The organism is Granulicella sibirica (assembly GCF_004115155.1).
In the GTDB taxonomy this organism is placed as follows: Bacteria; Acidobacteriota; Terriglobia; order Terriglobales; family Acidobacteriaceae; genus Edaphobacter; species Edaphobacter sibiricus.
Window position 1 is genome coordinate 2,155,969 of record NZ_RDSM01000001.1, and the last position, 26,931, is coordinate 2,182,899.

A 26,931-nucleotide genomic window follows, 5' to 3' on the forward strand; every position below is an offset into this window, starting at 1 on the left:
AAGGTATCTTTAGCCGCATCCACGACACAACGACTTGAGTTCAGGAGATTCCCGATGAAGGAACAGGAAAGCAATCGCAGAGACTTTTTGAAGGCAGCTGGAGCCGCGGCTGCGGGCGTCGCGGTCACCGGCTGGACGGCGCAAAGCTATGCGGCGATTCCGGGCGCGAACGATCGCGTGCGGACGGCCATCGTCGGATGCGGTGACCGCATGAAGCAGGCGCTTGTGCCCGCGTTCATGGCGAACTGCAGCGATATGAACTTCGAGTTCGTTGCCGTCTCGGATATCTGGAGCATGCGCCGCGACCAGGGCGCTGCGATGCTCTCGCAAAAGAGCGGCAAGAAGGTCGATGCGGTTCGCAATAACGATGAGTTATACGCTCGCAAAGACGTCGATGCGGTTTTGATTGCGACGGCTGACTTTCAGCACGCACAGCATGGTGCCGAGGCGGTGAACGCAGGACGCGACGCCTACGTCGAGAAGCCCACCGCGCACTCCATGGCCGATGCGCGGCTCTTCCGCGATGCCGTGCATAAGACCGGGAAGATCGTGCAGGTCGGCACGCAGCGACGCAGCACGCCGAGTTATATGAAGGCGTATGAGTACATCCAGAGCGGCGCGTTCGGAGACCTCGTCTCGGTTGAGCTGGTTTGGAACGTGAACCAGCCCGGACGATGGCGGCGCCCTGATGCGGTGCCCTTGTTGAAGGAGCAGGACACGGACTGGAAGCGCTATCTGCTCAACGAACCATACGAGCCGTTCGATGCGCGGAAGTACCTCGAGTTCCGCTTGTTCTGGCCTTACTCCTCGGGTCTTCCCGACCAGTGGCTCGTCCACCAGATCGATACCGTTCACTGGTTCACGGGTCTCCCGCATCCGCGCAGCGTCGTCGCAAATGGTGGCATCTATGCGTGGAAGGATGGCCGGCGCAACTGGGATACGATGACGGCGGTCTTCGACTATGGTCCGCTGGATGATATGTCGAAGGGCTTCCAGGTCGTCTTCTCATCGCGGCAGAATAACTCGGCCGATGGCGTGAAGGAGTTGTACTACTCGACCGGCGGCATGCTCAACATGGATACACAGATGGTGACGCCTGAAGGTGGCCTGACGGCGAAGTATGCGGGCGAGATGAAGATGGAGCCGAAGTTGCTCAAAAGCTTTTCGCTGGCGGAGAAGGTGGAGAAGGTTTCAACCGATGCGAACACCGGCTCGGGCGATCCGCAGACGGGCGCGAACATGCGTAACTGGATGGAGTGCGTGCGCTCGCGCAAAACGCCGAACGCGAGCATCGAGGCGGGTTATAACCACTCCGTCGCGCTATGCATGTGCATTGCGGCGATGCAGACCGGCACCAAGGTGACGTTCGACGATAAGACGCAGCAGGTGGTCGCCGGAGGCAAGCATGTTTAGGGCTTTGTGCCTCGCAGCGGTGGCGTTCTCCTTTGCGGGGTTAATGGCTGGAGGACAGGTGAAGGTCACGCCAGATGAGGCCAATCGCAAAGTCGATATAACGATCGACGGGCAACGCTTCACGTCGTACGTGTGGCCGACGTCGCTGAAGAAGCCCGTGCTGTATCCCCTGGTCGCGCCCGATGGCGTGACTGTCACGCGCGGCTATCCGCTGGAGCCGCGGCCCGGCGAACGCGTCGATCACCCACATCATGCGGGAATGTGGTTCAACTATGGCAACGTGAATGGCTTCGACTTCTGGAATAACTCGGACGCCATCAAGGAAGCGGATCGCGGCAAGATGGGCACGATCCGGATGGAGAAGATCGTGTCCACGAAGAGCGGCAAGGATCGTGGCGAGTTAGTGGTTGAAAGTGTGTGGAAGACGGGTAAGGGAGATGATCTTCTGAAAGAAGAGGACACGTTCGTCTTCATGAAGCGTGGCGATGCCCGCATCATCGACCGCGTGACAACGCTGAAGGCGCTCGATAAGGCCGTGTTCCACGACGACAAAGAGGGCGTGCTCGGCATACGCGTGGCGCATTTCCTCGAATCTCCGACAGAGAAAGGCGGGACGTTTGCCGATGCAAGCGGGCGCCCCACAACCGTGTCGACTGCCGATACGACGGGAGCTACCGGCATCTACCGGACGAGCGAGGGCAAGGAAGGGGATGCGGTCTGGAGTACGCGCGGGCGCTGGTGTTCGCTGACCGGAACGAATGCCGATGGCAAGACGGAGACAATCGCCATCCTTGATCACAAGGGGAACCCGGGCTACCCGACTTACTGGCATGCACGCGGATATGGGTTGTTCGCCGCGAATACGCTCGGCGATCACATCTTCGATCCCAAGGCCCCGCAGCATGACTTCACCATCGAGAAGGGGCAGAGCGCTACCTTCAAATACAGGGTGATTCTTTTTGCGCACGCGGCTGGTAAGGACGAGATGAACCGCGAAAGCGATGCCTACGAGAGTAGGTAGCAGGGCAGGGAGTAGCGAAGAGGCAGTAGGGAGTAGAAGGCGGTGGTATCAGGCGGGCTTTGACGGGCCATGAAGGCCGAGGCGCTTCTGGAAGTCGAGGAAGACGAGGGCGCAGGGCGAGTAGCCGCCGGGATCGGGGAGGGTGAAGACCCCGGTCTGCGGATCCATCTGCTGGCGGAACGCGGCTCCGCCGGGTTCGGCGCGATGGGCGCGGGCGACGGCCTCGACCCACTGCTGCATCATGTGCCGCAGCTCCTTCTCCTTGCCGTAGTGGCTCATCCAGCGTGGGGTGCGGAGTGCAGTGAGGGCTTGTGAGGCTCCGCCCCAGGAGTTGCGTGGGATGGGGCGAACGAAGACGGGGTCGTCCTGCGCGATGCTCGAGAGCGGGTAGGGTGCCCAGAACGCCTTCGGGTTATGAATCTGCTTGGTCCAGACGTCCTCGAAGATGCGCTTGTCGGCTGGTTGTGAAAGGTCAAGGACATGCTCGCCGAGGACGCGCGAGATGACGTCCGACCGCACACGGACGAAGTTGTTCTGTGCATCGAGGTCGTAGAAGGCTCCGTCCTCGGGGCTGTAGAGCTTCGTGAGGATGAGGCGGCGGATATGCTCGGCGTCGGCCAGCCAGCGGGCCTCTTCGTCGGGTTTGCCGAGGGTGCGGGCCATCGCGGCGAGAGCGATGCGGCCTCCGTACACGGTGGCGGAGAGGTCGGGGCACAGGCGCGGCAGAGTGGGGATGGGCGGGCATTTGCGCGCGTCGCCGTCGAGGCACCGGTTTGGGATGCCGGCCCAGCGCGGGCTATTGTCGTGGCCGGTGTCGTAGGTGCAGAAGCCCTCGGCCAGACCAGTCTTCCGGGTGTCGCGGTATTGGCGGAGCCACGCATCCCACTTGGAGCAGGCGCTGTAGGCCGTTTCGAGGAAATGCTGCGCGTCCGGGAGACCGGGCCTGCGGGAGAGCTCCCAGGCGGTCGCCGCGAGCGAGATCACCATCTGGATCTGCTCGAACCCTGTACTTGTGGCCCGGCAGGCAGAGGGGAACTGTCCGTCGGGACGCTGCAGCGCGAAGAACGCCATGTGATTGTTGCGGGCGACCTGCATCGGAGAGGGTGTGCCTTCATGCGGTTCAGCGAGATGCGCCCAGACCAGGGCCTCGTGTGGACCGCATTCCATCCACACTCCGTTATAGGTGCTTCCCTCGATCAGCATAGGCTCGCTATAACCATCGGGCCGCGGAGGCAGGATACGAATGTTGCCGGCCACGGTGGCAATGGCGTCGGCACGCGTAGAGTCCAAACCCGCGTCCGGAGCGGTCGCATGCAGCACGCGGGCGGTGGCGGCGAGAGCAGCGGTCTGCAGAAAGGTTCGGCGGGTCTGGCTCACGCAAGAAGTGTAGCCTCGCGTTTTAGAATCGGGAAATGGATGTTGCGTTCGCGGAGATCGTGGAGGACAAGGTCAGGCTGGACGATCGACAGACTCGACGGTTTCGGCGGCTTCTTTCGGGCTGGTATCGCGTGCATGCGCGCAAGTTGCCGTGGCGGGGAAACGTCGATCCGTATCGGACGTGGGTGTCGGAGATCATGCTGCAGCAGACGCGCGTCGCGGCTGTCATCGAACACTACAGCGTGTTCCTGGAGAAGTTCCCGACGGTTGTGGCGCTGGCGCTTGCGCCCGAGGCGGATGTGCTGGCCGTCTGGTCGGGGCTCGGCTATTATCGGCGGGCGCGGATGCTGCATAAGGCGGCACAGTTCGTAACGAAGGAGCTTGGCGGCGTGCTGCCGAGAACATCGGAAGAGCTACGTACGCTGCCCGGCATCGGCGAGTACACCTGCGCAGCTATCGCGAGCATTGCCTTCGGCGAGAGCATCGCGGTGGTCGACGGGAATGTCGAGCGTGTGATCCTGCGCCTGATGGGCAGGCCTGAAGATGCTACCGCTGCCGGAAAGACTTATGTGCGCGAGATCGCGGCGTCGCTTGTGCCGGCGAAGAGAGTCTCCCTCCGGATCGACGAAGCTTCGGACTTCCACGCGAAGATCAACGCCTCCGGTGATCACAACCAGGCCATGATGGAACTGGGCGCGACCATCTGCCTTCCGAAGGCCCCGCTGTGCTTGAACTGTCCGGTCTATGCGCTCTGCCTCACACGCGGCGAGCACCGGACCTTACCGCGTGGCAAGCAGACCAGTCGTCCCGCGGCCTACCTTCTCGCCCTGCGCAAGGATGGGACGGCGACCGAAATTCTGCTCGAGCGCAGGCCCGACGAGGCGAGCCTCATGGCCGGGATGTTCGAGATCCCGCCGCTGCCGATGGATGCGGTCGAAGGCATGGAGCCCATGCTGCGACTACGGCACGCGATCACCAATACGAACTACTATGTGCAGGTCTTTGGCGACTTGCCGGGGCTGCGTTCTTCGCTCGTCGTCGCTGAGCAGGATCTATCCTGGGTCCGCACAAGCAAGCTGACGGAGATACCGCTGACCGGATTGACGCGCAAGGTGCTGAAGCGGCTCGGCGTAATCGCAGTGAAGGTCTAAAGGCAGGGAGTAGGGAATTGGGCCTGGGGAGTAGAAGACGAGGGTAGACTTGCCTCATCGTGATTTGAGTGCTGGAGGCAGTGTGAAGCTTTGTGTGATGGCGTTCGTGGGTTTGGCAGCCTGTGCGGCTGGTGTGGGGGCGCAGGCGATTCCGCCTGCGGTGAAGGCGGCCGAGGCGTCGATCGATAGCGAGAAGATCCGCGCGCACGTGCGCTTTCTTTCTGACGACCTGCTCGAGGGGCGTGGGCCTGGTCTGCGTGGGGCTGATCTCGCGGCGAAGTACATCGCGACCGAGTTCGCGCTGATGGGCTTGAAGCCTGCGGGCGACAACGGCACCTATATGCAGCAGGTGAACTTCGTCGGCGTGAAGACGATCCCGGCGAAGACGACGGCTGAGTTCGTCCCGGGGAGTGATTCGCCCTTGCCGATCGCATTTGGCACCGATTACGTTACAAATAATCAGGCTCACACCCCAAGCGTTGACATCGACGTGCCGATCGTCTTCGCTGGCTATGGCGTGACGGCTCCAGAGTACGGCTGGGACGACTACGCTGGGCTAGACGTCAAGGGCAAGGTGGTGCTCGTCATCGTCGGCGACCCGCCATCCGACGATCCGAAGTTCTTCAAAGGCAAGGCCATGACCTACTACGGCCGCTGGACGTACAAGTTCGAGCAGGCCGCGCGCATGGGTGCCGTGGGCGCGCTCATCATCCACCGGACAGACCTCGCGAGCTACGGCTGGAGCGTCGTCGAGCACTCCTGGAGCGGCGAGAAGACCTACCTTCGCGACGACAAAAAACCGCCGCTTCAATCCGCAAGCTGGATACAGCTAAGCGTCGCGGGCAAGCTGTTTGCCGCGGCGGGTAAGGATCCAGACGCCAACGTCGAGATCGCAGCCGCAGGTAAGAATGGCTTCAAGGGATACGAGCTTCCGGTGAAGATGAAGCTTCACCTGGAGAGCGAGATTCGCCCGTTCGTGAGCCCGAACGTCATCGGCAAAATCGAGGGTGCGCAGCCGAATACGCAGGCTCTCCTCTACACCGCCCACTACGATCACCTCGGCTTTATGCCGGGCATGGCGGGCGACAACATCTACAACGGCGCGGTTGATAATGGCACCGGCAGCGGCCTCGTGCTGGAGCTTGCGCGGGCATGGGGTGCGATGACAGTGAAGCCGCCACACGATGTCTTCTTCGCGCTTGTGACAGCGGAGGAACAGGGGCTTCTTGGGAGCGAGTACCTCGGACAGCATCCGCCCGTTCCGCCGAAGGAGCTTTCGCTCGACCTCAACTACGACGCGCTTTTGCCACAGGGTGAGCCACGATCGGTCGAGGTTGCCGGAGCCGAGCGCACCACCTTCTACCCGGTCGTGGAATCGACCGCGAAGCGGTTTGGCCTGACCATCGTTCCCGAGGCGCATCCCGAGGCCGGCGGCTACTACCGCAGCGACCACTTCAGCCTCGCTCGCGTCGGTATCCCCGCCTTCTCGATCGACCAGGGCACACTCTTCGCCGGACACGATGAGGCCTGGGGTCTCGCGAAAGCGAAGGAGTACAACGAGAAGCACTACCACGACTTTTCCGACAACTACTCCGAGGACATGGACTTCCGCGGCCTTGCCACCATGGCTCGTTTCGGCATGGACCTCGGCTGGCAGGCGCTGACGGCGAAGGGCACGGTAGGCTGGCAGCCGGGCGATGAGTTCGAAGCAGCGCGCAAGGCGGGGGGCAACTGATGGACACTACCTTCGTGAAGACCGGAGATGCCGTCAGCCAAACGCCCGAGCCCGGCATGATCCGCCAGGTGCTCGCGCATAACGAACAGATGATGTTGGTCCGGCACTTCTTCGAGGCTGACTGGGTCGGCGCGCGCCACAGCCATCCGCACGGACAGCTCGTCTACGTGGTGAAGGGGAAGATACGGGTCGACGTCGGTGGTAAGGCGTTCGACGTTGCGGCCGGGGACAGCTTCGTGGTCGAGGGCGGCGTGCCGCACCAGGCTTCGGCGCTCGAAGCCTCCGAGGTCCTCGACATCTTCACTCCCATCCGAGAGGACTATCGCCCCAAGTAACCAACGCTGGAACATGAAAACGCCGCATCCAGCAGGCACGGGATGCGGCGTTTCGTATTTGTGCGTGTTGCGGTTACTTACTTGGTGCGGGCTCGGTCTTCTCCTGCTCCTGCGTAGCTTTGTCGGCGTCCTTCTGCGCCTTCGCCTGGCTCTTGGCTGCCTTTGCCTTGGCGTTGGCGGCTTTCTCTTCCTGTTTCTGCTGCTTCTTCTGAGCCTTGAGCTGATCCTTCGTCATGGGGGTGGTTTCGGGCTGGGTTCCTGGCTGCGCGGTATTCTGCGCCGGTGTGGTGGTCGTTTGCTCCTGGGCGAAGGTGGGGAGGGCAGCCGTCGCTGTGGCGAGGAAGGCAGCCAGGGCGAAGCGGGTAGTCGTGTTTCTGAGGGCGGTCATTTCGTTCTCCTGTGCGTTGCTGCGCACTTCGGGTTAAGACGGCAGCTCCGCTGAAATGGAGGCTTGCGGCAGGCCAGCGAGAGGCAGGCAGGCGAGAGGTAAACTGAACTGTGGACGCTTTGCCATTCTGGCTGGGGACCACGTTAGGAAACGAAGATGCGGGTGGTGGTTGCGGAAAAGCCGTCGGTAGCGCGGGATATTGCGCGTGTGCTGGGGTGCGAGCGGCGGCAGGACGGCTTCTTCGAAGGCCCGAACGCGATCGTGACCTATGCGATCGGGCACCTCGTCAACCTGCCGATGCCTGAGACGCTGAACCCAGCATGGGCCGGCGCATGGACGGCGCAGAAGCTGCCCATGATTCCCGGCCAGTGGCACTACGTCGTAAACCCCAAGACAGCCGATCAGTTCGCGGTCGTCAAGCGATTGCTGAATGCCCGCGATACGACCGAGGTCGTGAACGCCGCCGACGCCGGGCGCGAGGGCGAGGCGATCTTCCGGCGTATCTACGCCATGGCCGGATGCCGCAAGCCGGTGATGCGCTTCTGGGCGAGTTCTCTGACGGAAGAGGCGATCCGCGAGGCGTTTGAGCGTCTGCGTCCGGCGGCCGATTACGATTCGCTGGCGGATTCAGCACAGACACGGGCGGAGATCGACTGGCTGTGGGGGATGAACTACACCCGCGCCTACACCATCACGAATGGCGTGCTCTGCACCGTCGGGCGGGTCCAGACTCCTACGCTGGCGCTGATTGTCGCGCGCGAAGCTCAGATTACGGGCTTCGTGAAGAGCTTCTTCTACCAGCTTCATGCGCAGATGCCCGGCTTCGTAGCCAAGGCGCTGAAGTTTCTCGACGGCGGCAAGACGACCTTCGACTTTGAGGAGAAGTTCGAGGTCGAGGAGATTCAGCGGGCGATTCCCGCCGATACCGAGGCGCTCATCGAGTCGGTGAAGCTCTCGACGCAGAGGCGCTCGCCGCCACAGCTTTATAACCTCGGCGCGCTCCAGAAAGACGCGAACAAGCGCTATGGCTACACGGCCGCGCGTACGCTTGAGATCGCTCAGAGCCTCTACGAGAACTACAAGGTGTTGACCTACCCAAGGACTAGCTCCCGGCACATTGGCACGGATATGGTGGCAGGTCTCGCGGGGACGCTCAAGGCCATCAGCTTCCAGGCGGACGCGAAGGTGGTCGCGGCGGCGATCAAGCGGGCCGAGAACGGTCCTCCGCTCAGTGACAACTATGTCGACGATGCGAAGCTGAGCGATCACCACGCGATTCTGCCCACGCGGGCCTCGGCGGCGCGCCTCAGCAGCGAAGAGCGCAACGTCTACAACCTCGTGACGACGCGGTTCCTCGGGATCTTCCTGCCCGACAAGATCACCGAGATGACGCGCGTCGGCGTGGACATCGCGGGGCAGAAGTTCCAGGCAAACGGGTCGCGCGTCACCGACCCCGGCTGGGCCGTGCTGATGGGCGGCAAGACCGGCGACGTGGAGCGTGGCGAGGATGGCGAGCCCCTCGGGACGCTGCCTCCGCTGAAGGTTGGCGAACGTTACCCGGTTGACTCGCATGAACTGAAGACGAAAGAACGCAAGCCTCCGCCGCGCTATAACGACGCCACTCTTATTGCGGCGATGGAGACCGCCGGTAAGTCCATCGAGGACGACGAACTGCGGGCCATCATGAAGGGCAAGGGGCTCGGCACCGAGGCCACGCGATCTGCGATCATCGGGCGTCTTGAGCAGTCTGAATACATAGGACGCGATGGCAAGTTCTTCTTTCCGACGGCGAAGGGAACTTCGCTGATCGCGCAGGTCAGTGAGCGGATCTCGAGCCCATCGCTCACTGCGGCCATGGAAGAGAAGCTGATGGGGATCGAGCAGGGGGAGTATAACTCGGCCGAACTGCGCGAGGAGATCGAGGGCTATCTGCGGGAGGACATTCCCGAGGTGCTCGCCGCTCCGGCGATCCGTCCCCCGGCGGCGGCGGGCGAACCGGGCTCGGCTGACTTCAAGCTTCCGGAGGGGGCGATCCTTTGCCCGAAGTGCAAGGCCGGTGAGGTGCGGCGCATCGGCGATCAGGCGTTCTACGGCTGCTCAGCGTTCCGGCAGGGCTGCCGCTTCCAGGTCTGGGTCGAGGTCGCTAAGAAGACCCTCACCGAGGCGCAGGTGAAGGCCCTCTGCGGCAAGAAGGGGCGAACTCCGCTGATCAAGGGGTTCGTGTCGAAGGCCGGGAAGAAGTTCGACGCGTTCCTCGTGCTCGACGCGGAGTTCAAGGCGAAGTTCGAGTTCGAGAAGTAGCGGCCGGCTCTAGCGGTGCGTGGCCTTCGCCGGGCCGATCGCAGGTGCGGCTGTTTCGGCAAGCGCTACGTCGATGGTGCGATAGAGCTGGCTGACATCGACCACCTGGACCCAGCGCCGAGGCGTGACGACGAAGATGCATGGCGTATGGACAATGCCCATGCGGGCACCGAGCGCGCGATCGGCCTGGATCTCCTTTTGGCAGGCTCCGTCGGCGTCCATCACGAAAGGCTGGGCTACGCCGTGCGTCTGGAACCAATGCCGGGTGAAGTTGTCGAGGTCGTCGCGGCTGGCGATGCTGTTCTGGCTGGCGAAGACGTCGCGACGGAATGTCTCGGCGATTACCGGCGACGCTTTGTCCTGGAGATACCGAGCTGTGATGGCGGCCTGCAGGCTCCAGGGGTGGAGGTTTGTCAGCGGGAAGTCATGGCGGACGAGGGGGATCTTATAGTGATCGATGGCGGCGTGGACGACGGGAGCGGCCTGTGCGCAGGCGGGGCATTCGAGGTCTTCAAACTCGTAGATCGCGACCTTTGCGCCTGCGGGAGGCTTGACCATGCTCGTATCTTTGAAGGGATCGAGCGCGTTGGCAGGCACGGCGGTCTGCGCAACGGCGGAGAGGGAGGCGCAGAGGACGAGGGCGGCGGTGGCGAGAAGTTTCATTTTGGTCTCTCCGGTTTTCACGTCTGGTTGACCCACGCGGAACCTCCCGCGCGCATCGTATAGAAGTTGGCGTTGGTTAGACGTTGCTTTCAGGAGATTGGATATGGATCGTAGCGCGAGTGCAGTGTGGCATGGCTCTCTCAAAGAGGGCAAGGGAACGATTTCGACGCAGAGCAGCACGTTGAAGGATGCGCAGTACAGCTTTGGAACGCGGTTTGAGAACGGCGTGGGGACGAATCCCGAGGAGTTGATTGCGGCGGCGCATGCGGGCTGTTTCACGATGGCTCTCAGCGGGCAGTTGACGAGCGCCGACCTCGTCCCGGATTCGCTCGAGACTACGGCTGTCGTGACCATGGAGAAAACCGACGACGGCCCGACCGTCACCAAGATTCACCTCACCACCAAGGCGAAGGTTCCGGGGGCGGACAAGGAGAAGTTCGACGAGCTGGCGAAGAAGGCCAAGGAAGGCTGCCCCATCTCGCGCCTGCTGAAGGCGGCCGAGATCACTCTGGATGCGCAGTTGGTCTAGATGCTTCGGCATGGGAATGAACGCGGGCGTCCTTCGGGGCGCCCGTTTTCCTGTTCACGGTCCATCTGAAACGATCTAAGCCACGTATTCCCTATCAGTTTGGCCGGTGGTGCGACAGGCTTGTGCGCCGGAAGCAAATCTCAAGAAACGGGAAATGAGGACAGCATGTCTGAGATTACGAAGACCGGCGCGGCACACGAGGGAGAATTGACCGACGAGCAATTGGAGACGGTCACCGGCGGACAGCGGGACTTCCACTTCACGAAGACCGTGGATAACGCAAGTCCGAACCTCTATCTCGGTACGGCCCCTGCGCCGCCACCACCGCCAAAGAAGGGCTAGTCCGTTTCGGCGGCTGCTACAGGGATAACTACAGAATGTAGCGGCTAAGATCCTGATCCTTGACGATCGAGGCGACCTGCTGCCGCACGTACTCCGGGTCGATCACGATCACCTTCTCGGTCCCGGTATCGGTCTTGCGCTCGATGACAGGAAGTGGCGGCGACTGCGGTTCGGTCGCTACCCCGGCCTTCGTGGGAGCAAGCTCCGAAACAATCGGCGCCGAAGGACCGATCTCGGCGATCACGCCCTCCTGGGTCGGCATTGACTTGGCTGCCTTGAACAGGTCCGGAGCCTGGAAGCTGATCTCATCGAGCACGCGCTCCATAATCGTGTGCAACCTGCGCGCGCCGATGTTCTCTGTCGTCTCGTTCACCTTGAAGGCGAACTGCGCCATCTCCTCGAGAGCCTCCGGGGTGAACTCGAGCTTCAGCCCCTCGGTCTCGAGCAGCGCGGTCGACTGTTTCACCAGCGAACTCTTCGGCTCGGTGAGGATGCGCACGAAGTCGCTTACGGTGAGCGAGTGAAGCTCGACGCGGATCGGGAAGCGCCCCTGTAGCTCCGGAATCAGATCGGACGGTTTCGTTACGTGGAACGCCCCGGCAGCGATGAACAGGATGTGATCGGTTGAGACCATCCCGTACTTGGTCGAGACGGTCGTGCCTTCAACGATCGGCAGGATATCCCGCTGCACGCCCTCGCGCGAGACGTCAGGCCCATGCCCACCCTCGCGCCCGGCAATCTTGTCGATCTCGTCGAGGAACACCATGCCGGAGTCTTCGACGCGCTCGATGGCGACCCGCGTCACCTGGTCCATGTCGATCAGGCGGCCTTCTTCTTCCTGGACGAGGTAGTCGAACGCTTCCGATACCTTCATCTTGCGCTTCTTCGTCCTCTGCCCGAACAAGCCCGGGATCATGTCCTTGAGGTTGATGTCCATGTCCTCGGAGCCCTGCGTGGAGATGATCTCGAAGCTCGGCTGGTTTCGGTCGCGCACATCGATCTCAACAGTCTTGTCGTCTAGCTTGCCCTCGCGGAACTGCTGCCGCAGCTTGTCCCGTTCCTTCGCATTCGCCAGAACCGGCAGATCCTTCAGATCCTGCGCGTGCTCATGCTGCGCGACGGCGCGGTCATGATTCTCCTGCGCATGGTCGTTCGTGTGATCTTCGTCGACGGTCACAACCGGCAGTTCGATTACCTTGCCCGTATGGTTCGTCTCAACCGGAACCGGCTGCGAAGCGGACGCGGGCGGAGCCGGAATCGTTGCAGGAGGCACGCTCGACGGCGGTAGAAGAAGATCGAGCAGACGGTCCTCGGCGCTCAGCTCCGCCTTGTCCTCGACTTCCTCAAGCTTCTCTTCCCGCACCATGTCGATGGCGTTCTCGACCAGATCCCGAATCATCGACTCGACATCCCGCCCGACGTACCCGACCTCGGTAAACTTCGAAGCCTCAACCTTTAAGAACGGCGAGTTCGTCAGTTTGGCCAGACGCCGGGCGATTTCCGTCTTACCCACACCGGTTGGCCCGATCATGATGATGTTCTTCGGCATGATCTCGTCGGCGAGATCGGGCGCGAGCTTCTGCCGGCGCATGCGGTTGCGCAGCGCGATCGCCACGGCGCGCTTGGCCGCGTGCTGGCCGACAACATACTTATCGAGTTCCGCGACGATCTCGCGGGGAGTCATCTCGTCGAGTGCGAGAGCCTGGTCTTCAGCGGTTCCGGGTAAAAAGATTGCCATGGGTTCCTAAGTCTAATGCCGTTTCGTGGTGCTGGGAGAGCGAAGTATGCGGCGTTTATGCCTTTAATTCTTCGATCATGAGGTGGTCATTGGTAAAGATGCAGATCTTTCCGGCGATTTCGAGGCTCTTGACGGCGATCTCTCGCGCGCTGAGTTCGGTGTTCTCCATCAGCGCCCGCGCCGAGGCGAGCGCGTAGTTTCCGCCGGAGCCGATTGCGACGACGCCCTCGTCCGGGTCAATCACGTCGCCGTCGCCCGAGAGCACAAAGGTCTGCTTGAGGTCGGTCACGATGAGGAGTGCTTCGAGGTGGCGCAGCATCTTGTCCGTCCGCCACTCCTTGGCAAGTTCGACGGCCGACCGTCCGAGGTTGCCGGCGTACTGCTCCAGCTTGCCCTCGAAGCGACTGAAGAGAGAGAAGGCGTCCGCGGTCGATCCCGCGAATCCGGCGATCACCTTGTCCTGGTACATCCGGCGCAGCTTCTTTGCCGAGCCCTTCATTACGGTCGACCCGAGAGTCACCTGTCCGTCGGCAACCATCACGACGGAGTCTCCGCGCCGCACGCACAGTACGGTGGTCGAGCGAATGCGGCGGCCATCAGCCAGGTCGAGCGGATGAGATGTTTGGTTGGGTCTTGCGATTGCTGCTTCTGCAGCGGTAGCGGTTTTCATAAGCATCTTTCAGTATAGTCCTGCAAGTTAGATGACCCTGCCGCTGTTCCCGGTGCAAGCGGCAGAAAGCAGAAGGCCCGCCGTTGTGGCGGGCCTCTGCGTCTTCGTTTGCCGTTGGTTAGAAGGTCGTGCTGACCGACAACCGGAACGTCTTCCTCGGCTCACGCAGCGTATAGTCCGCTCCGTAGAACTGCAGCGCCTGCGCGTAGCTGTAGAGCCCGGCGCCGGTGTTCGGGAAGAAGCTGCGGAAGGTCGCGTTGTCGACCGCAAGCTGCTGCGGCACGTCCTTGTAGAGGCGGAGCGGGTTGTACGCGTAGTAGAGCCGGAACGGTGCGTTGACGATCGGCAGGATGACCTGCAGCTCGGCACCGTTCGACATACGCGGCACGTAGTTCGTTCCCGGAACGTTGTTCAACTGGATCGGGAACGCCACCTGTTGTCCGCCGAAGCAGGCGCCGTTGACGAACGTCGGGCAGCCATACGACGGGCTCGAGATTGTCGACAGACCTGAGGCGTTCTGCTTCAACTGTCCCGGCTGCAGATCGAACGTCATGCCGAAGTCGGTAAAGAATGCGAACGTGACCTGGTTGGCGATCGGGATGCGGTATTCGAGGTTCGCCGTGAAGCTCGTGTCGCCACCGATCGAAACAAGGCGGTAGATCGGCAGCGGGATCTGAACGTTGCCCAGGACGGGGTTGGTCGGATCACGCGGAACGACCGTACCGTCCGGGTTCGTCAGGTTGAAGAGCACCTTGTTCGGGATGAACGTGTAGGGCGACGACGATCGCACGTCGAAGCCGCGTACGTCCGACTCGCCGCCGGTGTAGATGCGGTTTGCCGGGGGAGCCACTTCGCCGCCGAAGCCGGTGATGTGAGCGAACTGCAGGCGGTACCCGAGGACGTTGTGGCCCTCCTTGTTGATCCGCAGACCCTTCATCGGGTAGAACTGCCGGTACGCCGCGACGGGCTGGATGTACTTGACGTTTCCGCCTGCACCCGCGACCGCCATGCTCACGTTGAAGTCGCGTCCACCATGCGGGCCGACTGCGCGATCGAGGCTGGAGAAGCTGAAGCTCGGCGACAGGATCGACGTGATGATGCCGTTCAACTGGTTCTGGCCGGTTACGCCCGAGCGGAAGGCCAGCGACTGGAAAACGTTGCGCGTGTTGTCGTTGAACGTCGTGATCGAAGAACGCGACAGCGAGTACGTGACGCCGACGCGGGTCACGCCCGTATGCGCGAAGAGATGACGCAGAGGCTGCGACAGCGAGAGCGAAAGGCCGGTCGTCGACTGGTTATAGTTCGTCAACTGCGACGTCTGAGCCGCGCTCAGGTTGGCCGAAGCGCCCTGCGAGATCGAGTAGCTCTTCGCCGGGTTGTAGTCGTACTTGCTCGTGAACACCTGCACACCGAGTGAGATCGGCTTGTTGCGCAGGTAAGGCTCGGTGAACCCGAAGCTCAGGTTGCGCGAAAGGTCGCCGATGTTCGCCTGCACGGAAAGCGTTTCGCCGAGTCCGAGGAAGTTGTTCGTCTCGTAGTTCAACCCGATAAACGTTCCCGAAAGGCCGCTGATACCGCCGTTAAGGCCAATGGAGTTCTTGCCCTTCTCCTTGAGCTTCAGCAGCAGGTCGACGGTGCCGTCGTCGGTGTTCTGACGCGATTCCGAGTCCTGGTCGGCCTTCAGCGCTTCGAAGTAGTTCAACTGGTTCAGACGCAGGATCGAGAGATCCCACAGGCGGCTGTTGTAGATCTGGCCTTCTTCGAGAAGAAGCTCGCGACGGATGACCTTGTCACGCGTGATGCTGTTTCCCGTGAATTCAATGCGCGATACATAGAACGGCTTGCCTTCGTCGATGTCGATATCGAGGTAGATCAGCTTCTTGGCTTCGTCGATTCGCGGTACCGGGGTCCCGACGAAGTTGATGTAGCCAAGTTCGCCATACGCTTTGCGAAGCTGTTCGATGCCCTTGCCGAACTGCGTGGCGTTGAAGTACTCGCCATCCTTCTGCGTGAACTGCGCGCGCAGCACCTTGGTGTTCGTGACAGCCTTGTTGCCGGTGAAGGTAACGCCGCCAAGCCGGTAGCGCGAACCCTCTTCGATCGGGATCAGGATGTCCGCGCGCTTGCCGGTCGAAGGACGCAACGTAAACGGATTCAGACCTCCCGCGTCGCGCACCTTAACCTGCGCCTCGCTCGGGATCACCTTGAAGTAGCCGCGCTCACGGTAAGCCGCACGGACGCGCTCGGTGTCTTCATCGAGCTTGCTCGCGTCGAACGTGCGGGCGAAAAGGTTCTCGAGGATGATCGAGTGCGGAATGCCGACTGGCCGCAGATTCTTCATCGCATTACGCAGCGTGCGGTCGCTCAGGCTGTCATTGCCCTGGAACTGGATCTTGCCGACCTTAACCGTCGGGCCTTCCTTCACGTTGAAGGTGATCGCGACGGCTGCTGGAGGAATGTTCTTGACTTCGGTCCGAATGGTCGCGAACTGGTGTCCATGCTCGCCGAGCAGTTCGGCCAACACGACTTCGGCGCGCTTGATCTTGGTCGGGTCGTACTGGCTCTCGACCGAAAGCGCGACCTTGGCCTTCTTGAACCGGTCGAGAATGTCAGACTGCGAGACGGCGTTGACGCCCTTGTAGTTGATCTCGCGAATGGTGGGCTTCTCGCGGACGATCACGACGATCTGGATACAGGCCGGGGTGTCCTCACGCTCGATGCGCACATCGTCGAAGTAGCCGGTATTCCACAGCGAGTTGAAATCGCGCTCGATCAGCGCCGGATCGTAGAGGTCGCCCTGGTGCGAGAACAGGCGGGCGAGAACAGACTCCTTGGGGATACGGCGGTTTCCAATGACCTGAGGCTGGCACAATGTCTGGCCAGAGCCCGGCGCTGGAACCGGGGCAGACTGCGCCTCGGCGTTGGAGGTGAGAAGAGGAGCCCCAACCGTCGCACAGGCGACGGCAACAAGGGCACTTGCGAGGCGGGAGCGGCTAAAGCGCGGGCGCACAGGCGTGGTCTGATCGTTCAGGGAGCTTCCGCTCTCTCGCTTTACGGTAAAAATACGCACACCCTCACTGCTGACAAGATCGCGCCCGGCAGGTTCCATCGGCAAACCCTGATTATATGGGACTGCCTCCCGGTTAGCGAGTCGGCACCTCAGCTTCGGTGCCATTCCGGCTACTCGTGTGGTTCTCCCCAGCGGTGGTTTTTAGACGTGGCGCAACGCTGAAAGTACAGGGTCTACGCCCGCTTTTTCACATGCCGCCCATGCCCCGATGGTCAGGATGCACCGTTTCTGGTGCAGTGGCTGATCGTGCCTATCGCCCGTCCGCCGTCATCTTCTGCATCACCTTCCCGGACTCATCCAGAAACTCAAGGATCGGCGTCCCATCCGCCTTCACCCGGAGCGCGGCCCGCACCTTCCCATGCACGTCGCGCAGCTTCAGCCCGACCGAGTCGTCTTGGTCCCGCCCGAGGTAAGCCCGCTGCGATAGCTTCGGATATGTCTTCATAAACTCCGCCATCGCGCCATCTCGCTCCAGCCCCTTCGGCATGGAGTAAATGCGGTTGTAGGCGGTCAGGATCTCCGGGGTCAGAGGCGCGGCAGGGGCATCGTTGACGGTGATCCCCGACGAGCGTTTCCCGTCATCATCCGAGGCATCGAGCGTGAGCACCTGGTCCTGGTTGTACTGGTCGAAGCTCAGGCGTCCGAAGCTGCTGATGTGCCCCTGCGCATCCTTCTTCCCGCCAAAGATCAGCCCGCCATGCTTTCTTCAGACCCATGAGAACGGTAGCCGCGAAGACGATCGTCAGGACACCGGAGTAGACAGCCAGGTAGCGATTTACACAAAAGGTCACAGACATCCAGCACCTCCTGCACGCCATTGTGCCCCAATCCTCTCTGCGTTCAGTCCGAAGCGGTGATGTATCCTTCCCGAGAACCCACTCTCCTATCGAGGATTCCCTTGCTCCGATCCTCCATCGCTCTCGGCTGTCTCTGCCTCTCGCCCGCGTTCGCTCCCGCGCAAGACATCGCCGCCTTCGAGCAGAAGCAACTGCCCGTCCTCGTCGACACCTACAAGCAGATCCATGCCCACCCCGAGCTCTCCCACTTCGAGATCAACACGTCAGCGCTCGTCGCGGCCGAACTCCGCAAATCCGGTTACACCGTTACGGATCACGTAGGCGTCTACCCCGACGGCTCGAAGGCCTTCGGCGTCGTCGGCATCCTCAAGAACGGCTCCGGGCCCGCCCTCCTTGTCCGCGGCGACATGGACGCACTCCCCATCACCGAAGAGACCGGCGTCCCGTATGCTTCGCACGTCAAGACCAAGAACAAAGCCGGTCAGGAGGTCGGGGTCATGGAGGCCTGCGGGCACGACGTCCACACCACAGTTCTCATCGGCACCGCCCGCACGCTCGCCGCGAACAGGTCCGCCTGGCACGGTACCCTCATGATCGTGGGTCAGCCTTCCGAGGAGACCATCGACGGGGCCAAAGCCATGGTGGCCGACCATCTCTTCGAGCGCTTCGGCAAGCCCGACATGGTCATCGGCCTCCATGACACCAACACTCGCGCCGCCGGCACCGTCAGTCTTGCGGCCGGCCCCGCGATGGCTTCCTCTACCTCCGTCGACGTCACCATCCGCGGCATCGGCGGCCACGGAGCCTACCCCTACGCCGGGCGCGACCCCATCGTCCTTGCCGCCGAGTACATCGTGCAGATCCAGACCATCGTCAGCCGCGAAGAGGACCCCCGCGAGCCAGCCGTCGTCACCGTCGGCTCGATCCACGGCGGCACCAAGCGCAACATCATCCCCGACGAGGTCAAACTCGAACTCACTACACGCGCCTTCTCCGACCAGAGCCGCCAGGTCATTCTCGACGGCCTGAAGCAAATTGCCCTCGGCATCGGAACCACCGCCGGCCTTCCGCCGGAAAGGATGCCCACCGTCACGGTCCAGGAGAACGAGTCCACCCCCGTCCTCGTCAACGATCCGGCCCTCTCCGCTCGCGTCAGAGCCACATTGGTCGCAACCCTTGGAGCGGCCAACGTCTTCGACGAACCCGTCACCATGGGCTCGGAAGACGTAGGCGTCTTCGGCATCGCCGCCAAGGCACCCACCGTCTACTTCCGTCTCGGAGCCATGTACCCGGACCGCCTCGCCACCGCAAACGCTGCCGGCCAACTCCTCCCCGGCCTGCACACCAGCAAGTTCGAACCGGATCCTGAACCCACCCTCGCCACTGGCGTCAAAAGCCTTACCGCTGTCGCCATCTCGCTGCTCCAGTAGGAGCGGTCGAGCGATTCCGCAGGGAAACACCGATATGATTTCAAAAGTATGATCTCTACAGCCCCTCATGGCTGGAGCACTTTCCGCACCCCATCGGAATCCAGGACCTGCGGGCCTCCGTAACACCAGGAGACCTGTGAAATCCTTCCCCGCCGCCCTCCTCTCGATCATCCTCTGCTGTGCTCTCATCGCACGAGCCGCGAGTGCCGAACAGGAGACAACGGCTGCAGGCAGAGACAGGACCTTGTCTCAGCTATCGGGAACAATCGTCGACACTTCCGGCGCGCTGATGGCTGGCGCCACCGTTCAGGTGCGAAGCGCTAACGGCACCGTTCAAAGCACGACACGCTCGGACAAGAACGGAGTCTTCCTCCTCCCGGGACTTCCCGCAGGCACTTATCGGATCGTCGTCTCGAAGCCCGAATTTGAGACGAAAGAAATCCCCATCACCTTAGCCACCACCGGGACCCTCGCACCGCTCCGCGTCTCTCTGGCCGTCAGCCCCGTAACCACCACCATCAACGTGCAGGGTCGCGAAGATGACCTCACCGGCATCGCCGACTCCGCCACCCAGGGAACGGTCGGTGCGAAAGAGATTCAGGACCGCCCGATCCTCCGCTCGGGAGAGATTCTCGAGACCATCCCCGGCGTCATCATCACGCAGCACGCCGGCGGCGGCAAGGCCAATCAGTACTTCCTGCGCGGCTTCAATCTCGACCACGGCACGGACTTCGCCACGTTCATCGACGATATGCCGCTCAACCTTCCGTCGCATGCGCACGGCGAAGGCTACTCGGATATGAACACCGTCGTTCCGGAGTTCGTGAAGCGCGTGAACTACGAGAAAGGGCCCTACTACGCCGATGTCGGCAACTACGGCTCCGCCGGCTCCGCCCACCTCGAGTTCTTCAAGACCCTTCCCCGGAACTTCGTCCAGGTAGAGGGCGGCATGTACGGCTACGGCCGCGCCGTCTTCGGCTTCTCGCAAAAGCTCGGCCCCGGCAATCTCCTCTATGGTGGCGAGGCCTACCACGACGACGGTCCATGGGCGCACGCGGATAATTACTACAAGTTCAACGGCCTCTCGACCTACAGCCAGGGAGACGACGCCGACGGGTTCAGCGTCACGGGTCGCGGCTACCACGGCCGCTGGAACTCCAGCGATCAGATCGCCGCGAACGCCGTGCCGCTCGTCGGTCTCTTCGGTACGCTGAACCCCACCGACGGGGGCAACTCCCAGCGATACAGCCTGCAGGGCGAATGGCATCGCCAGGGCGCATACTCCGAGACCAGGGTCACCGCCTACGGCTTCTACTACGATCTCGACCTGTTCTCCGACTTTACCTACTACCTCACCGACCCCGTCCGTGGCGACCAGTTTGAGCAACACGACAGGCGCTGGGTAGCCGGACTCGACGCCCACCACACCATCTTCAGCCAATGGTTCGGCCGCAAGGTGGAGAACACCTTCGGCCTTCAGGTCCGCAACGACTGGATCCACAACGGCCTCTATCAGTCGCAGAATCGCATGCGCGTCGATAAGACCGACTCGTCGACCGGCAACACCCTGCCGGCAACAACCGAAGAAGACCGCTTCACGGACACACAGCCGGGTTTCTATGTCGAGAATAAGGTTCAGTGGGCGAGCAAGTTCCGCTCGGTCGTTGGAATGCGCGGTGACGTGGACTACTTCAATGTCACCAGCCTCGTGAACGCCGCCAACTCCGGAGCCGCCATCAAAGCCCTGCCCAGTCCAAAAGCAAGTCTGACCTTCGGCCCATGGGCCAGCACCGAGTTCTATGCACAGGCCGGATTCAGCTTTCACAGCAACGACGGCCGCGGCGCGACGCAGAATGTGGAGCCCATCTCGGCGGATAATCCTGCCCCCAACACGCCCACCTCGCCCATTCCCGCCCTCATCCCAACCAAGGGCGGCGAAGTCGGCGTGCGCACGACGGCGATCCCGCATCTCCAGAGCACTGTCTCCCTGTGGTATCTGCACAGCGCCTCCGAACTGCAGCAGTCCGGCGACACGGGAGACACGGTTGCTTCGCAACAGTCGAGCGGCCGCTATGGCTTCGAGTGGGCAAACTACTACACGCCCTTCGAACACGTGGCCTTCGATCTCGATCTTGCAAGCTCCAAGGCCCTGTTCTCAACGCTCGACGGGGACGATGCCGCACCGGGCAGCCCAGGCGGCAGGCGCGTACCCGAAGCCGTCGGATTGGTCATCTCGTCCGGCGTCACGGTGCATAACGACCACGGTTTATCGGCGAGCCTGCGCCTGCGCTACTTCGGCCCGCGCGACCTGACTTCCGACGGAATCTATCGTTCGCAGGCAACAGCGTTGCTCAACGGGGAAGCCAACTATCGCTTCAACGAGAAGTGGCGCATCTCGGCCGAACTTCTCAATCTCCCGAATCGCCGCGATCACGACATCGACTACGCCTATACCTCACAGATCACGCCAACCGCAGCGCCGGCCTTCACGGACATCTTCCATCCCGTCGAGCCCATTCAGGTGCGATTCGCGCTTCGTAGAAGCTTCTGACCCATCCGGCGAGTCAGGGGCTCTGAGAGTTATGCTTTTCTCACCTCGACCAGCGTCGAATAGAACGTCGCCCCACCGCCGATATCGGTCAGGTTCTCGGACGTAAGCCGGTTGAGCCCGGCCTGTCCGGATGAAAGTTTGTTCCAGGCCAGTCGAGCCGCGACGACGCCGGGCGCAACCTGACGATTGACCTGCGCATGCAGCTTGATCGTTCCGCGCCGATTGAAGATCTCGACGCGATCGCCGGTTACGATCTTTCGCGGAGCCGCATCGTCCGGATGCATCTCAAGCACACCTGTATTCCGCGCCTCCATGTGCTGGTGACCGGCATGGTTCGCGAAGGTCGAGTTCATGTAGTTATCCGCCTTGCGCGGAAGGAACTCGAGCGGAAACTCCTCGGCAGCAGGCGCGCTGCGCGATTCCGTTGCAGCCATGTAGGCCGGCAGAGGGAACAGCTCAACTCGCCCATGCGGGAACCACTCCGGCGTGCTGAACGGAAGCGAAAGCCCGTCGGCGTTCTTCGGAAGATTGAGCGCCGCATGCCCTTCGCGTTCAAGCCTCTCGCGCGTGATCCCCGCGAACCATGGGTGATCCGTCGTAAGCGCCTGGTCGATCAGATCGTCCTCGACATCGTCGAAGCAGGCTTCGGTGAAACCCATGTGCTTCGCGAGTTCCGCAAACAGGCGCACATTGTTCCGCACCTCACCGCGGGGCTCGATCGCACGGTTCGAGACCTGAGCAAAGAAGTGCCCGTAAGCGCCTTGAACGTCTTTCGTCTCAAGGAACGTAGGCGCCGGCAGGAGATAGTCGGCGAAGTCGGCGGTATCGGTAAAGAACTGGTCATGCACCACGGTGAAGAGATCGTCGCGGGCCATGCCGCGAAGCACATCGTTCTGGTTCGGAGCGACCGCGGCAGGATTCGAGTTATAGACGAAGAGAGCCTTCACCGGAGGATCGTCAAGCGTGGTCAACGCAGCCCCAAGCTGGCTCATGTTGACGACACGTGAGGCTCGCCCAAGCGGACTCGCCTCCATCAACTCAGGCATCTGGAGCGCCTTGCCATTGAATGGAAAGGCTCCGCTCGTCGAGAGCGTAAGCCCGCCTCCAAGATGCTTCCACGAGCCTGTAATGAGCGGCAGCATGGACACCGCGCGAACCGCCGTTCCGCCGTACTCGCTCCGCTGAATGCCATAGTTCAGCCGGATAACCGCCGGACGACCCGTCAGCGCAAGGCTCGTCCCATACGCCCGCGCAAGCCGCACAATCGTCTCCGCCGCGATGCCCGTGACCGCGGCGACAGCGTCAGGCGCATGTTCCGGAAGCAAAGCATGCGCCTGTAGCGCCTCAGCCTGAGCAGGATCCGTCGAAGCCGCAAGATACTCGCGATCCTCCAGCCCATCGCGGAAGAGCACATGCATCAGCCCAAGCGCGAGCAGCGTATCTGTCCCCGGCCGAATCGCCAGGTGCTCATCCGCCAGCGCAGCCGTGCGCGTCCGGTAAGGATCGATGACGATGAGCTTCGCGCCGTTCCTCCGAGCCTGCTCGATGAACGGCCATAGGTGGATGTTGTTCCCGTGAATGTTTGCGCCCCAAGCGATGATCAGCCCGGCATGCGCGTAGTGCTGCGGAACCGTCCCAAGCCGAACGCCATAGACACTCGTCAGAGCCGCACCGCCAGCCGAGGAGCAGATCGTCCGATCCAACTGCGACGCTCCCAGCCGGTGGAAGAACCGCCGATCCATCGACCCATACCCAAGCTGCCCAATCGTACCGGCATAGCTGTAAGGAAGGATCGACTCTGGCCCATGTTCCTCAGCGGTCGCGGCGAGCTTCGCGGTAATCCCGGCAAGCGCCTCGTCCCACGAGATCCGCTCGAACGCTTCCGCCTCGCGCCCCTGCGCCAATGGTCCCTTGGGAACGCCCGCCCGCCGACGCATCGGATACAGCAGCCGGTCCGGCGCATAGACGCGATCCAGATACTTCGCGACCTTGCCGCACAGAAAGCCACGCGTCACCGGATGCGCAGGATCACCCTGCACCCGGGTCGCACGCCCCGTAAGCTGGTCGACGGTCACCAGAACGCCGCAGGAGTCCGGGCAGTCCAGCGTGCACACGGCATGGACGGTCCGCGTAGCGGATTGCGTCGAGCCATCGTGCGGCGCTGATGGAAGCGTGCTCATCCTCTCCAGTATAGGATTTTCGCTTCGACGCGCCCATCGCACGCTAGACTGATGTCCACGAGGGTCCTTCATGCGCCGTTGGCTTTCCGCCGTTGTTGTCCTTTTCGTCTCTGCCATGACCGCAAATGCGCAGCTTAAGACTGCGACGCCGCAGGAACTTGGCGTGATTAAAGTTCTCCTGGCTCAGGAAGCGGCCTGGAACCGTGGAGATATCGAGGCCTTCGCTACCGGCTATAAGAACGCACCCGACATCATCTTCATCGGAAGCCACGTCTCCCGTGGTCACGACGAGTTAGTGAACGAGTACCGCAAGAACTATCCCAACCGCGACGCCATGGGAACGCTCGGTTTCTCGGAACTCGAAGTCCGTCCGCTCGATGAGAACTTCGCTGTCGTCATCGGCAAGTATCACCTCGATCGCAATAAGAAGGCCGGCGGCAACGCGGACGGCATCTTCTCGCTCGTCTTCGAGAAGACTGACCAGGGCTGGAAGATCGTCGTCGACCACACCACTTAGGCCCGAAGACGCGTGGTGAGGTATGAGGTCAATACCAGCTTGAACTCCTCCACTAACTCCTCGCGCTCTTGCTCTTGTGCCTCCGCGTAGAGCGGGTTCATCGCCTTGATCACTTGGAAGCTGACATTCGCGATCCGGAACGCGGCCTCGGGAGTGAGGTCTGGACGCTTCTCCCGATAGAGCGCTGCAAAATGCTCGCGAAGCCGATTCCTCGCAGCCGGATCGCGCTTGAAGGTCTTCGGCGCGCTCAGCATCGGGATGTACGCTGGCCGGCTTTGCATGAAGTCCACCAACACCTCGAAGATGCGGTCGACCAGATGCTTGACCGTGAGCTTTGCGGCATCCCGCGTCAGCGGCTTCCAGCGCTCTTCCATCTCGTCGCCGTACTGCATCCGCAGGGCGTGAACGACCGCTTCCTTGTTCGGGAAGTACTGGTAGACCGCGCCGATCGACGCTCCCGCGCGATCGGCAATCGCCGTCATGGTCGACGCCTCATAGCCTACCTCGGCGATGACCGCTGCCGCCGCCTCGAGCAGTCCGGCGACGCGGCGCTCTCCCCGCTCCTGCTGGGGAACGCGTCGCGACGGCTTTGACATCTCTGCCTTTGACATATCTGAGGGCATGCTCATATTATAGGCAAAGACATACATGAGGGATCCCTCATGTTAGGAGACGATGAACATGGCAGAACTTACCCTCGATCCAAAGACGACAGCCCTGATCCTGATCGACCTGCAGCACGGCATCATCGCTCTGCCGGTGAAGCCTTACTCCGGCCCTGAGGTCGCCGAGCGCGGAAGCAAACTGGCCGCCGCCTTTCGCGCCGCTGGAAGCACTGTCGCCTACGTGCGTGTCGATATGGCGGATATCCTCCACCTTCCCGCGGACCAGCAGATGCGCGATCCGAATGCGCCGCCTCCGCCCGCGATCGCCTCGCAGCTTGCACCCGAGAGCGGATACCAGGAAGGCGACCTCCTGATCACGAAGCGGCAATGGGGGGCGTTCTACGATACCGGCCTCGACCAGCAACTTCGCCGCCGTGGCATTCGAACCATTGTGATCTGCGGCATTGCGACGAACATTGGCGTCGAGTCAACCGCGCGCGCCGCGTTCGACATGGGCTATGCGCTCGTATTCGTCGAAGACGCAATGGCGACTATCAGCGCCGAGGCGCACGAGTTCTCCATCAAGGGAATCTTCACCCGCATGGGACGCGTGCGCTCCCTGAACGAAGTCGTGGCAGCGCTCGGACAGTGAAGAGGCAGGCAGTCATGATCGAGGAGCGCTCAAGGCAACAAGAGGTAGATCTCGAGCCGCTGGACCCCATGGTGTGGAAGATCGCCTGGGTCGTGCTTCTCGGCCCGCTGATGACGGTCCTCGACTCGACCGTCGTGAACGTCTCGCTGTCGACGCTGAGCAGCGAGATGCACACGGCCCTGACCACCATTCAGTGGGTGACGAGCGGTTATCTTCTCGCGCTTGCGCTCATGCTCCCGGTCAGTGGATGGCTCGTCGACCGCGTTGGCGCGAAGCGAGTCTATCTCGGTTGCTTCACGGCGTTCACGTTGACCTCGCTCCTCTGCGGCACGGCAACGTCAGCAAACGCGCTGATCGCCTTCCGCGTCCTGCAAGGGATGGCCGGAGGCCTGCTCGCGCCGATGGCCCAGATGATGGTGGCGCGCCGCGCGGGCCGTCACGTGGCGCGCGTGATGGGCTTCATGGTGATGCCCGTGCTGATCGGCCCCATCCTCGGGCCGGTGCTTGCCGGGCTCATCCTGCAGCATGCGAGCTGGCGATGGATCTTCCTCATCAACCTGCCCATCGGGCTGATCGCGCTGGTTCTTGCGGTATGGCTCCTCCCCGCGGACGAGCATGAGGCGCAGCGCCGAAGCTTTGATCTCACCGGATTTCTCCTTCTTTCCCCGGGCCTCGTTCTTCTCCTGCATAGCCTCGAAAGCCTGAGCGCCCATCCGGGAACCAGGAACCTCAGTCTGGCGGAGTTGGCCGTGGGAGTGACCCTGCTCGGCCTATTCATTCGCCACGGAATCCGCAACGGCCCAGCCGCGCTCATTGACGTCCACCTCTTTCAGGGACGAACTTTCTCGGCTGCAGCCGCGACGCAGTTTCTCGCCAACGCCATCGCCTTCGGCGGCCAGATGCTTCTTCCTCTCTACCTGCTTACGGTGCGTGGAGAGTCGGCCAGCCGGACCGGCCTTCTGCTCGCGCCGGCAGGTCTCGGGATGATGTGCTCGTACCCCATGATGGGCGCCCTGACCGAGCGGTTCAGCCCGCGCCGCGTCTCCTCGGCCGGGGCAGCGATCGCGCTGCTCGGCACCCTTCCATTCGCACTCTCCGGAGCGGTCCCTCTGCCTCTGCTCTGTCTCGCTCTGTTTGTCCGCGGAGCCGGATCGGGCTGTATCAACATTCCGTCGATCGCCGCCGCCTACGCCTCGATTCCGAAGGAGATGATCCCGGTGGCAACCACGGCGATCAACATCGTGCAGCGCCTCGGCGGACCGATTGCCACGACCCTCCTGGCAATCTTCCTCCACGCCCGTATAGCCGCCTCACCCGCAGGTCACACTGACGCGTACCTTGTGACCTTCCGCATCCTCTGCATCGTGCATGCGCTCGTCATCGTGGCAGCCCTCCGACTGCCGGATACACGGTCGCAGCGGCGACCGACCCAACTTCAGCAGACCGAGGCGCTCGCGGACTAAGTA

At 62.2% G+C, this 26,931-nt stretch carries 22 protein-coding genes; 13 read left to right on the forward strand and 9 right to left on the reverse strand.

Features of this window, described 5'->3' with window-relative positions; all coding sequences use genetic code 11:
* The first annotated feature begins 54 nt into the window (after positions 1-54).
* Both GRAN_RS08945 and GRAN_RS08950 read left to right on the forward strand, forming a co-directional pair.
* The gene (locus GRAN_RS08945; protein ID WP_128912547.1) at positions 55-1,413 is read left to right on the forward strand and encodes a Gfo/Idh/MocA family protein; all 1,359 of its coding nucleotides are present in this window, start codon (positions 55-57) and stop codon (positions 1,411-1,413) included.
* A complete protein-coding gene (locus tag GRAN_RS08950) occupies positions 1,406-2,434 on the forward strand; it encodes a DUF6807 domain-containing protein (protein ID WP_128912548.1) in 1,029 nt (342 codons plus the stop codon). Before GRAN_RS08945 ends, GRAN_RS08950 begins: the two co-directional genes overlap by 8 nt.
* 48 nt (positions 2,435-2,482) lie before the next feature.
* On the opposite strand, the gene GRAN_RS08955 is transcribed toward GRAN_RS08950, so the two are convergent.
* The gene (locus tag GRAN_RS08955) at positions 2,483-3,811 is read right to left on the reverse strand and encodes an MGH1-like glycoside hydrolase domain-containing protein (protein WP_128912549.1); all 1,329 of its coding nucleotides are present in this window, start codon (positions 3,809-3,811) and stop codon (positions 2,483-2,485) included.
* A gap of 35 nt (positions 3,812-3,846) precedes the next feature.
* On the opposite strand from GRAN_RS08955, the gene GRAN_RS08960 reads away from it, so the two are divergent.
* The 3 genes from GRAN_RS08960 to GRAN_RS08970 all read left to right on the forward strand — a co-directional run bounded on the left by GRAN_RS08960 (position 3,847) and on the right by GRAN_RS08970 (position 7,032).
* The gene (locus tag GRAN_RS08960; protein ID WP_128912550.1) at positions 3,847-4,962 is read left to right on the forward strand and encodes an A/G-specific adenine glycosylase; all 1,116 of its coding nucleotides are present in this window, start codon (positions 3,847-3,849) and stop codon (positions 4,960-4,962) included.
* Positions 4,963-5,044: 82 nt separating this feature from the next.
* Positions 5,045-6,697, forward strand: a complete 1,653-nt coding sequence (locus GRAN_RS08965; protein WP_241654421.1) for a M28 family peptidase — start codon at positions 5,045-5,047, stop codon at positions 6,695-6,697.
* Positions 6,697-7,032 (forward strand): cupin domain-containing protein, encoded by a 336-nt coding sequence (locus tag GRAN_RS08970; protein WP_128912551.1) that lies wholly within the window; start codon positions 6,697-6,699, stop codon positions 7,030-7,032. The genes GRAN_RS08965 and GRAN_RS08970 overlap by 1 nt, the downstream gene beginning before the upstream one ends.
* A 73-nt stretch (positions 7,033-7,105) precedes the next feature.
* Here the strand turns inward: GRAN_RS08970 and GRAN_RS08975 are convergent, their stop codons facing one another.
* Complete coding sequence (locus tag GRAN_RS08975) at positions 7,106-7,420, reverse strand: hypothetical protein (RefSeq protein WP_206662725.1); 315 nt, start codon at positions 7,418-7,420, stop codon at positions 7,106-7,108.
* Between the two features lie 156 nt (positions 7,421-7,576).
* On the opposite strand from GRAN_RS08975, the gene GRAN_RS08980 reads away from it, so the two are divergent.
* Positions 7,577-9,721, forward strand: coding sequence for a type IA DNA topoisomerase (locus tag GRAN_RS08980; protein WP_128912552.1), 2,145 nt, complete (start codon positions 7,577-7,579; stop codon positions 9,719-9,721).
* A gap of 9 nt (positions 9,722-9,730) precedes the next feature.
* On the opposite strand, the gene GRAN_RS08985 is transcribed toward GRAN_RS08980, so the two are convergent.
* Positions 9,731-10,384 (reverse strand): DsbA family protein, encoded by a 654-nt coding sequence (locus GRAN_RS08985; RefSeq protein ID WP_128912553.1) that lies wholly within the window; start codon positions 10,382-10,384, stop codon positions 9,731-9,733.
* Positions 10,385-10,487: 103 nt separating this feature from the next.
* Here GRAN_RS08985 and GRAN_RS08990 point away from each other — a divergent pair, with 103 nt between their 5' ends.
* Entirely contained in the window at positions 10,488-10,913 is a 426-nt protein-coding gene (locus GRAN_RS08990) for an OsmC family protein (protein ID WP_128912554.1), read from the forward strand.
* Positions 10,914-11,078: 165 nt separating this feature from the next.
* A complete protein-coding gene (locus GRAN_RS25450; RefSeq protein WP_161570902.1) occupies positions 11,079-11,255 on the forward strand; it encodes a hypothetical protein in 177 nt (58 codons plus the stop codon).
* A 28-nt stretch (positions 11,256-11,283) separates the two neighbouring features.
* On the opposite strand, the gene hslU is transcribed toward GRAN_RS25450, so the two are convergent.
* The 4 genes from hslU to GRAN_RS09010 all read right to left on the reverse strand — a co-directional run bounded on the left by hslU (position 11,284) and on the right by GRAN_RS09010 (position 17,340).
* On the reverse strand, positions 11,284-12,993 hold the full coding sequence (gene hslU / locus GRAN_RS08995; RefSeq protein ID WP_128912555.1) for an ATP-dependent protease ATPase subunit HslU: 1,710 nt from the start codon (positions 12,991-12,993) through the stop codon (positions 11,284-11,286).
* Positions 12,994-13,048: 55 nt separating this feature from the next.
* Positions 13,049-13,663 carry an ATP-dependent protease subunit HslV gene (hslV, locus tag GRAN_RS09000; RefSeq protein WP_128912556.1) on the reverse strand — a complete coding sequence of 205 codons (615 nt, stop codon included), beginning with the start codon at positions 13,661-13,663 and terminating at the stop codon, positions 13,049-13,051.
* Positions 13,664-13,781: 118 nt separating this feature from the next.
* Entirely contained in the window at positions 13,782-16,733 is a 2,952-nt protein-coding gene (gene bamA, locus GRAN_RS09005; protein WP_128912557.1) for an outer membrane protein assembly factor BamA, read from the reverse strand.
* A gap of 250 nt (positions 16,734-16,983) precedes the next feature.
* The gene (locus GRAN_RS09010) at positions 16,984-17,340 is read right to left on the reverse strand and encodes a hypothetical protein (RefSeq protein ID WP_128912558.1); all 357 of its coding nucleotides are present in this window, start codon (positions 17,338-17,340) and stop codon (positions 16,984-16,986) included.
* 291 nt (positions 17,341-17,631) lie between these two features.
* On the opposite strand from GRAN_RS09010, the gene GRAN_RS09015 reads away from it, so the two are divergent.
* Positions 17,632-18,960 carry a M20 metallopeptidase family protein gene (locus GRAN_RS09015; protein ID WP_241654422.1) on the forward strand — a complete coding sequence of 443 codons (1,329 nt, stop codon included), beginning with the start codon at positions 17,632-17,634 and terminating at the stop codon, positions 18,958-18,960.
* Between the two features lie 136 nt (positions 18,961-19,096).
* The gene (locus GRAN_RS09020) at positions 19,097-21,511 is read left to right on the forward strand and encodes a TonB-dependent receptor (RefSeq protein WP_161570903.1); all 2,415 of its coding nucleotides are present in this window, start codon (positions 19,097-19,099) and stop codon (positions 21,509-21,511) included.
* A gap of 29 nt (positions 21,512-21,540) precedes the next feature.
* Here GRAN_RS09020 and GRAN_RS09025 read toward each other — a convergent pair whose 3' ends face one another.
* On the reverse strand, positions 21,541-23,691 hold the full coding sequence (locus tag GRAN_RS09025) for a molybdopterin-containing oxidoreductase family protein (RefSeq protein ID WP_128912560.1): 2,151 nt from the start codon (positions 23,689-23,691) through the stop codon (positions 21,541-21,543).
* A gap of 70 nt (positions 23,692-23,761) precedes the next feature.
* Between GRAN_RS09025 and GRAN_RS09030 the strand changes: the two genes are divergently transcribed.
* Positions 23,762-24,208, forward strand: coding sequence for a YybH family protein (locus GRAN_RS09030; protein WP_128912561.1), 447 nt, complete (start codon positions 23,762-23,764; stop codon positions 24,206-24,208).
* Here GRAN_RS09030 and GRAN_RS09035 read toward each other — a convergent pair.
* Positions 24,205-24,804, reverse strand: coding sequence for a TetR/AcrR family transcriptional regulator (locus GRAN_RS09035; protein ID WP_206662726.1), 600 nt, complete (start codon positions 24,802-24,804; stop codon positions 24,205-24,207). The genes GRAN_RS09030 and GRAN_RS09035 overlap by 4 nt on opposite strands.
* Positions 24,805-24,889: 85 nt before the next feature.
* Between GRAN_RS09035 and GRAN_RS09040 the strand changes: the two genes are divergently transcribed.
* Entirely contained in the window at positions 24,890-25,465 is a 576-nt protein-coding gene (locus tag GRAN_RS09040; RefSeq protein WP_128912563.1) for a hydrolase, read from the forward strand.
* Positions 25,466-25,479: 14 nt separating this feature from the next.
* Positions 25,480-26,928, forward strand: a complete 1,449-nt coding sequence (locus tag GRAN_RS09045; protein ID WP_128912564.1) for an MDR family MFS transporter — start codon at positions 25,480-25,482, stop codon at positions 26,926-26,928.
* Positions 26,929-26,931: the final 3 nt, after the last annotated feature.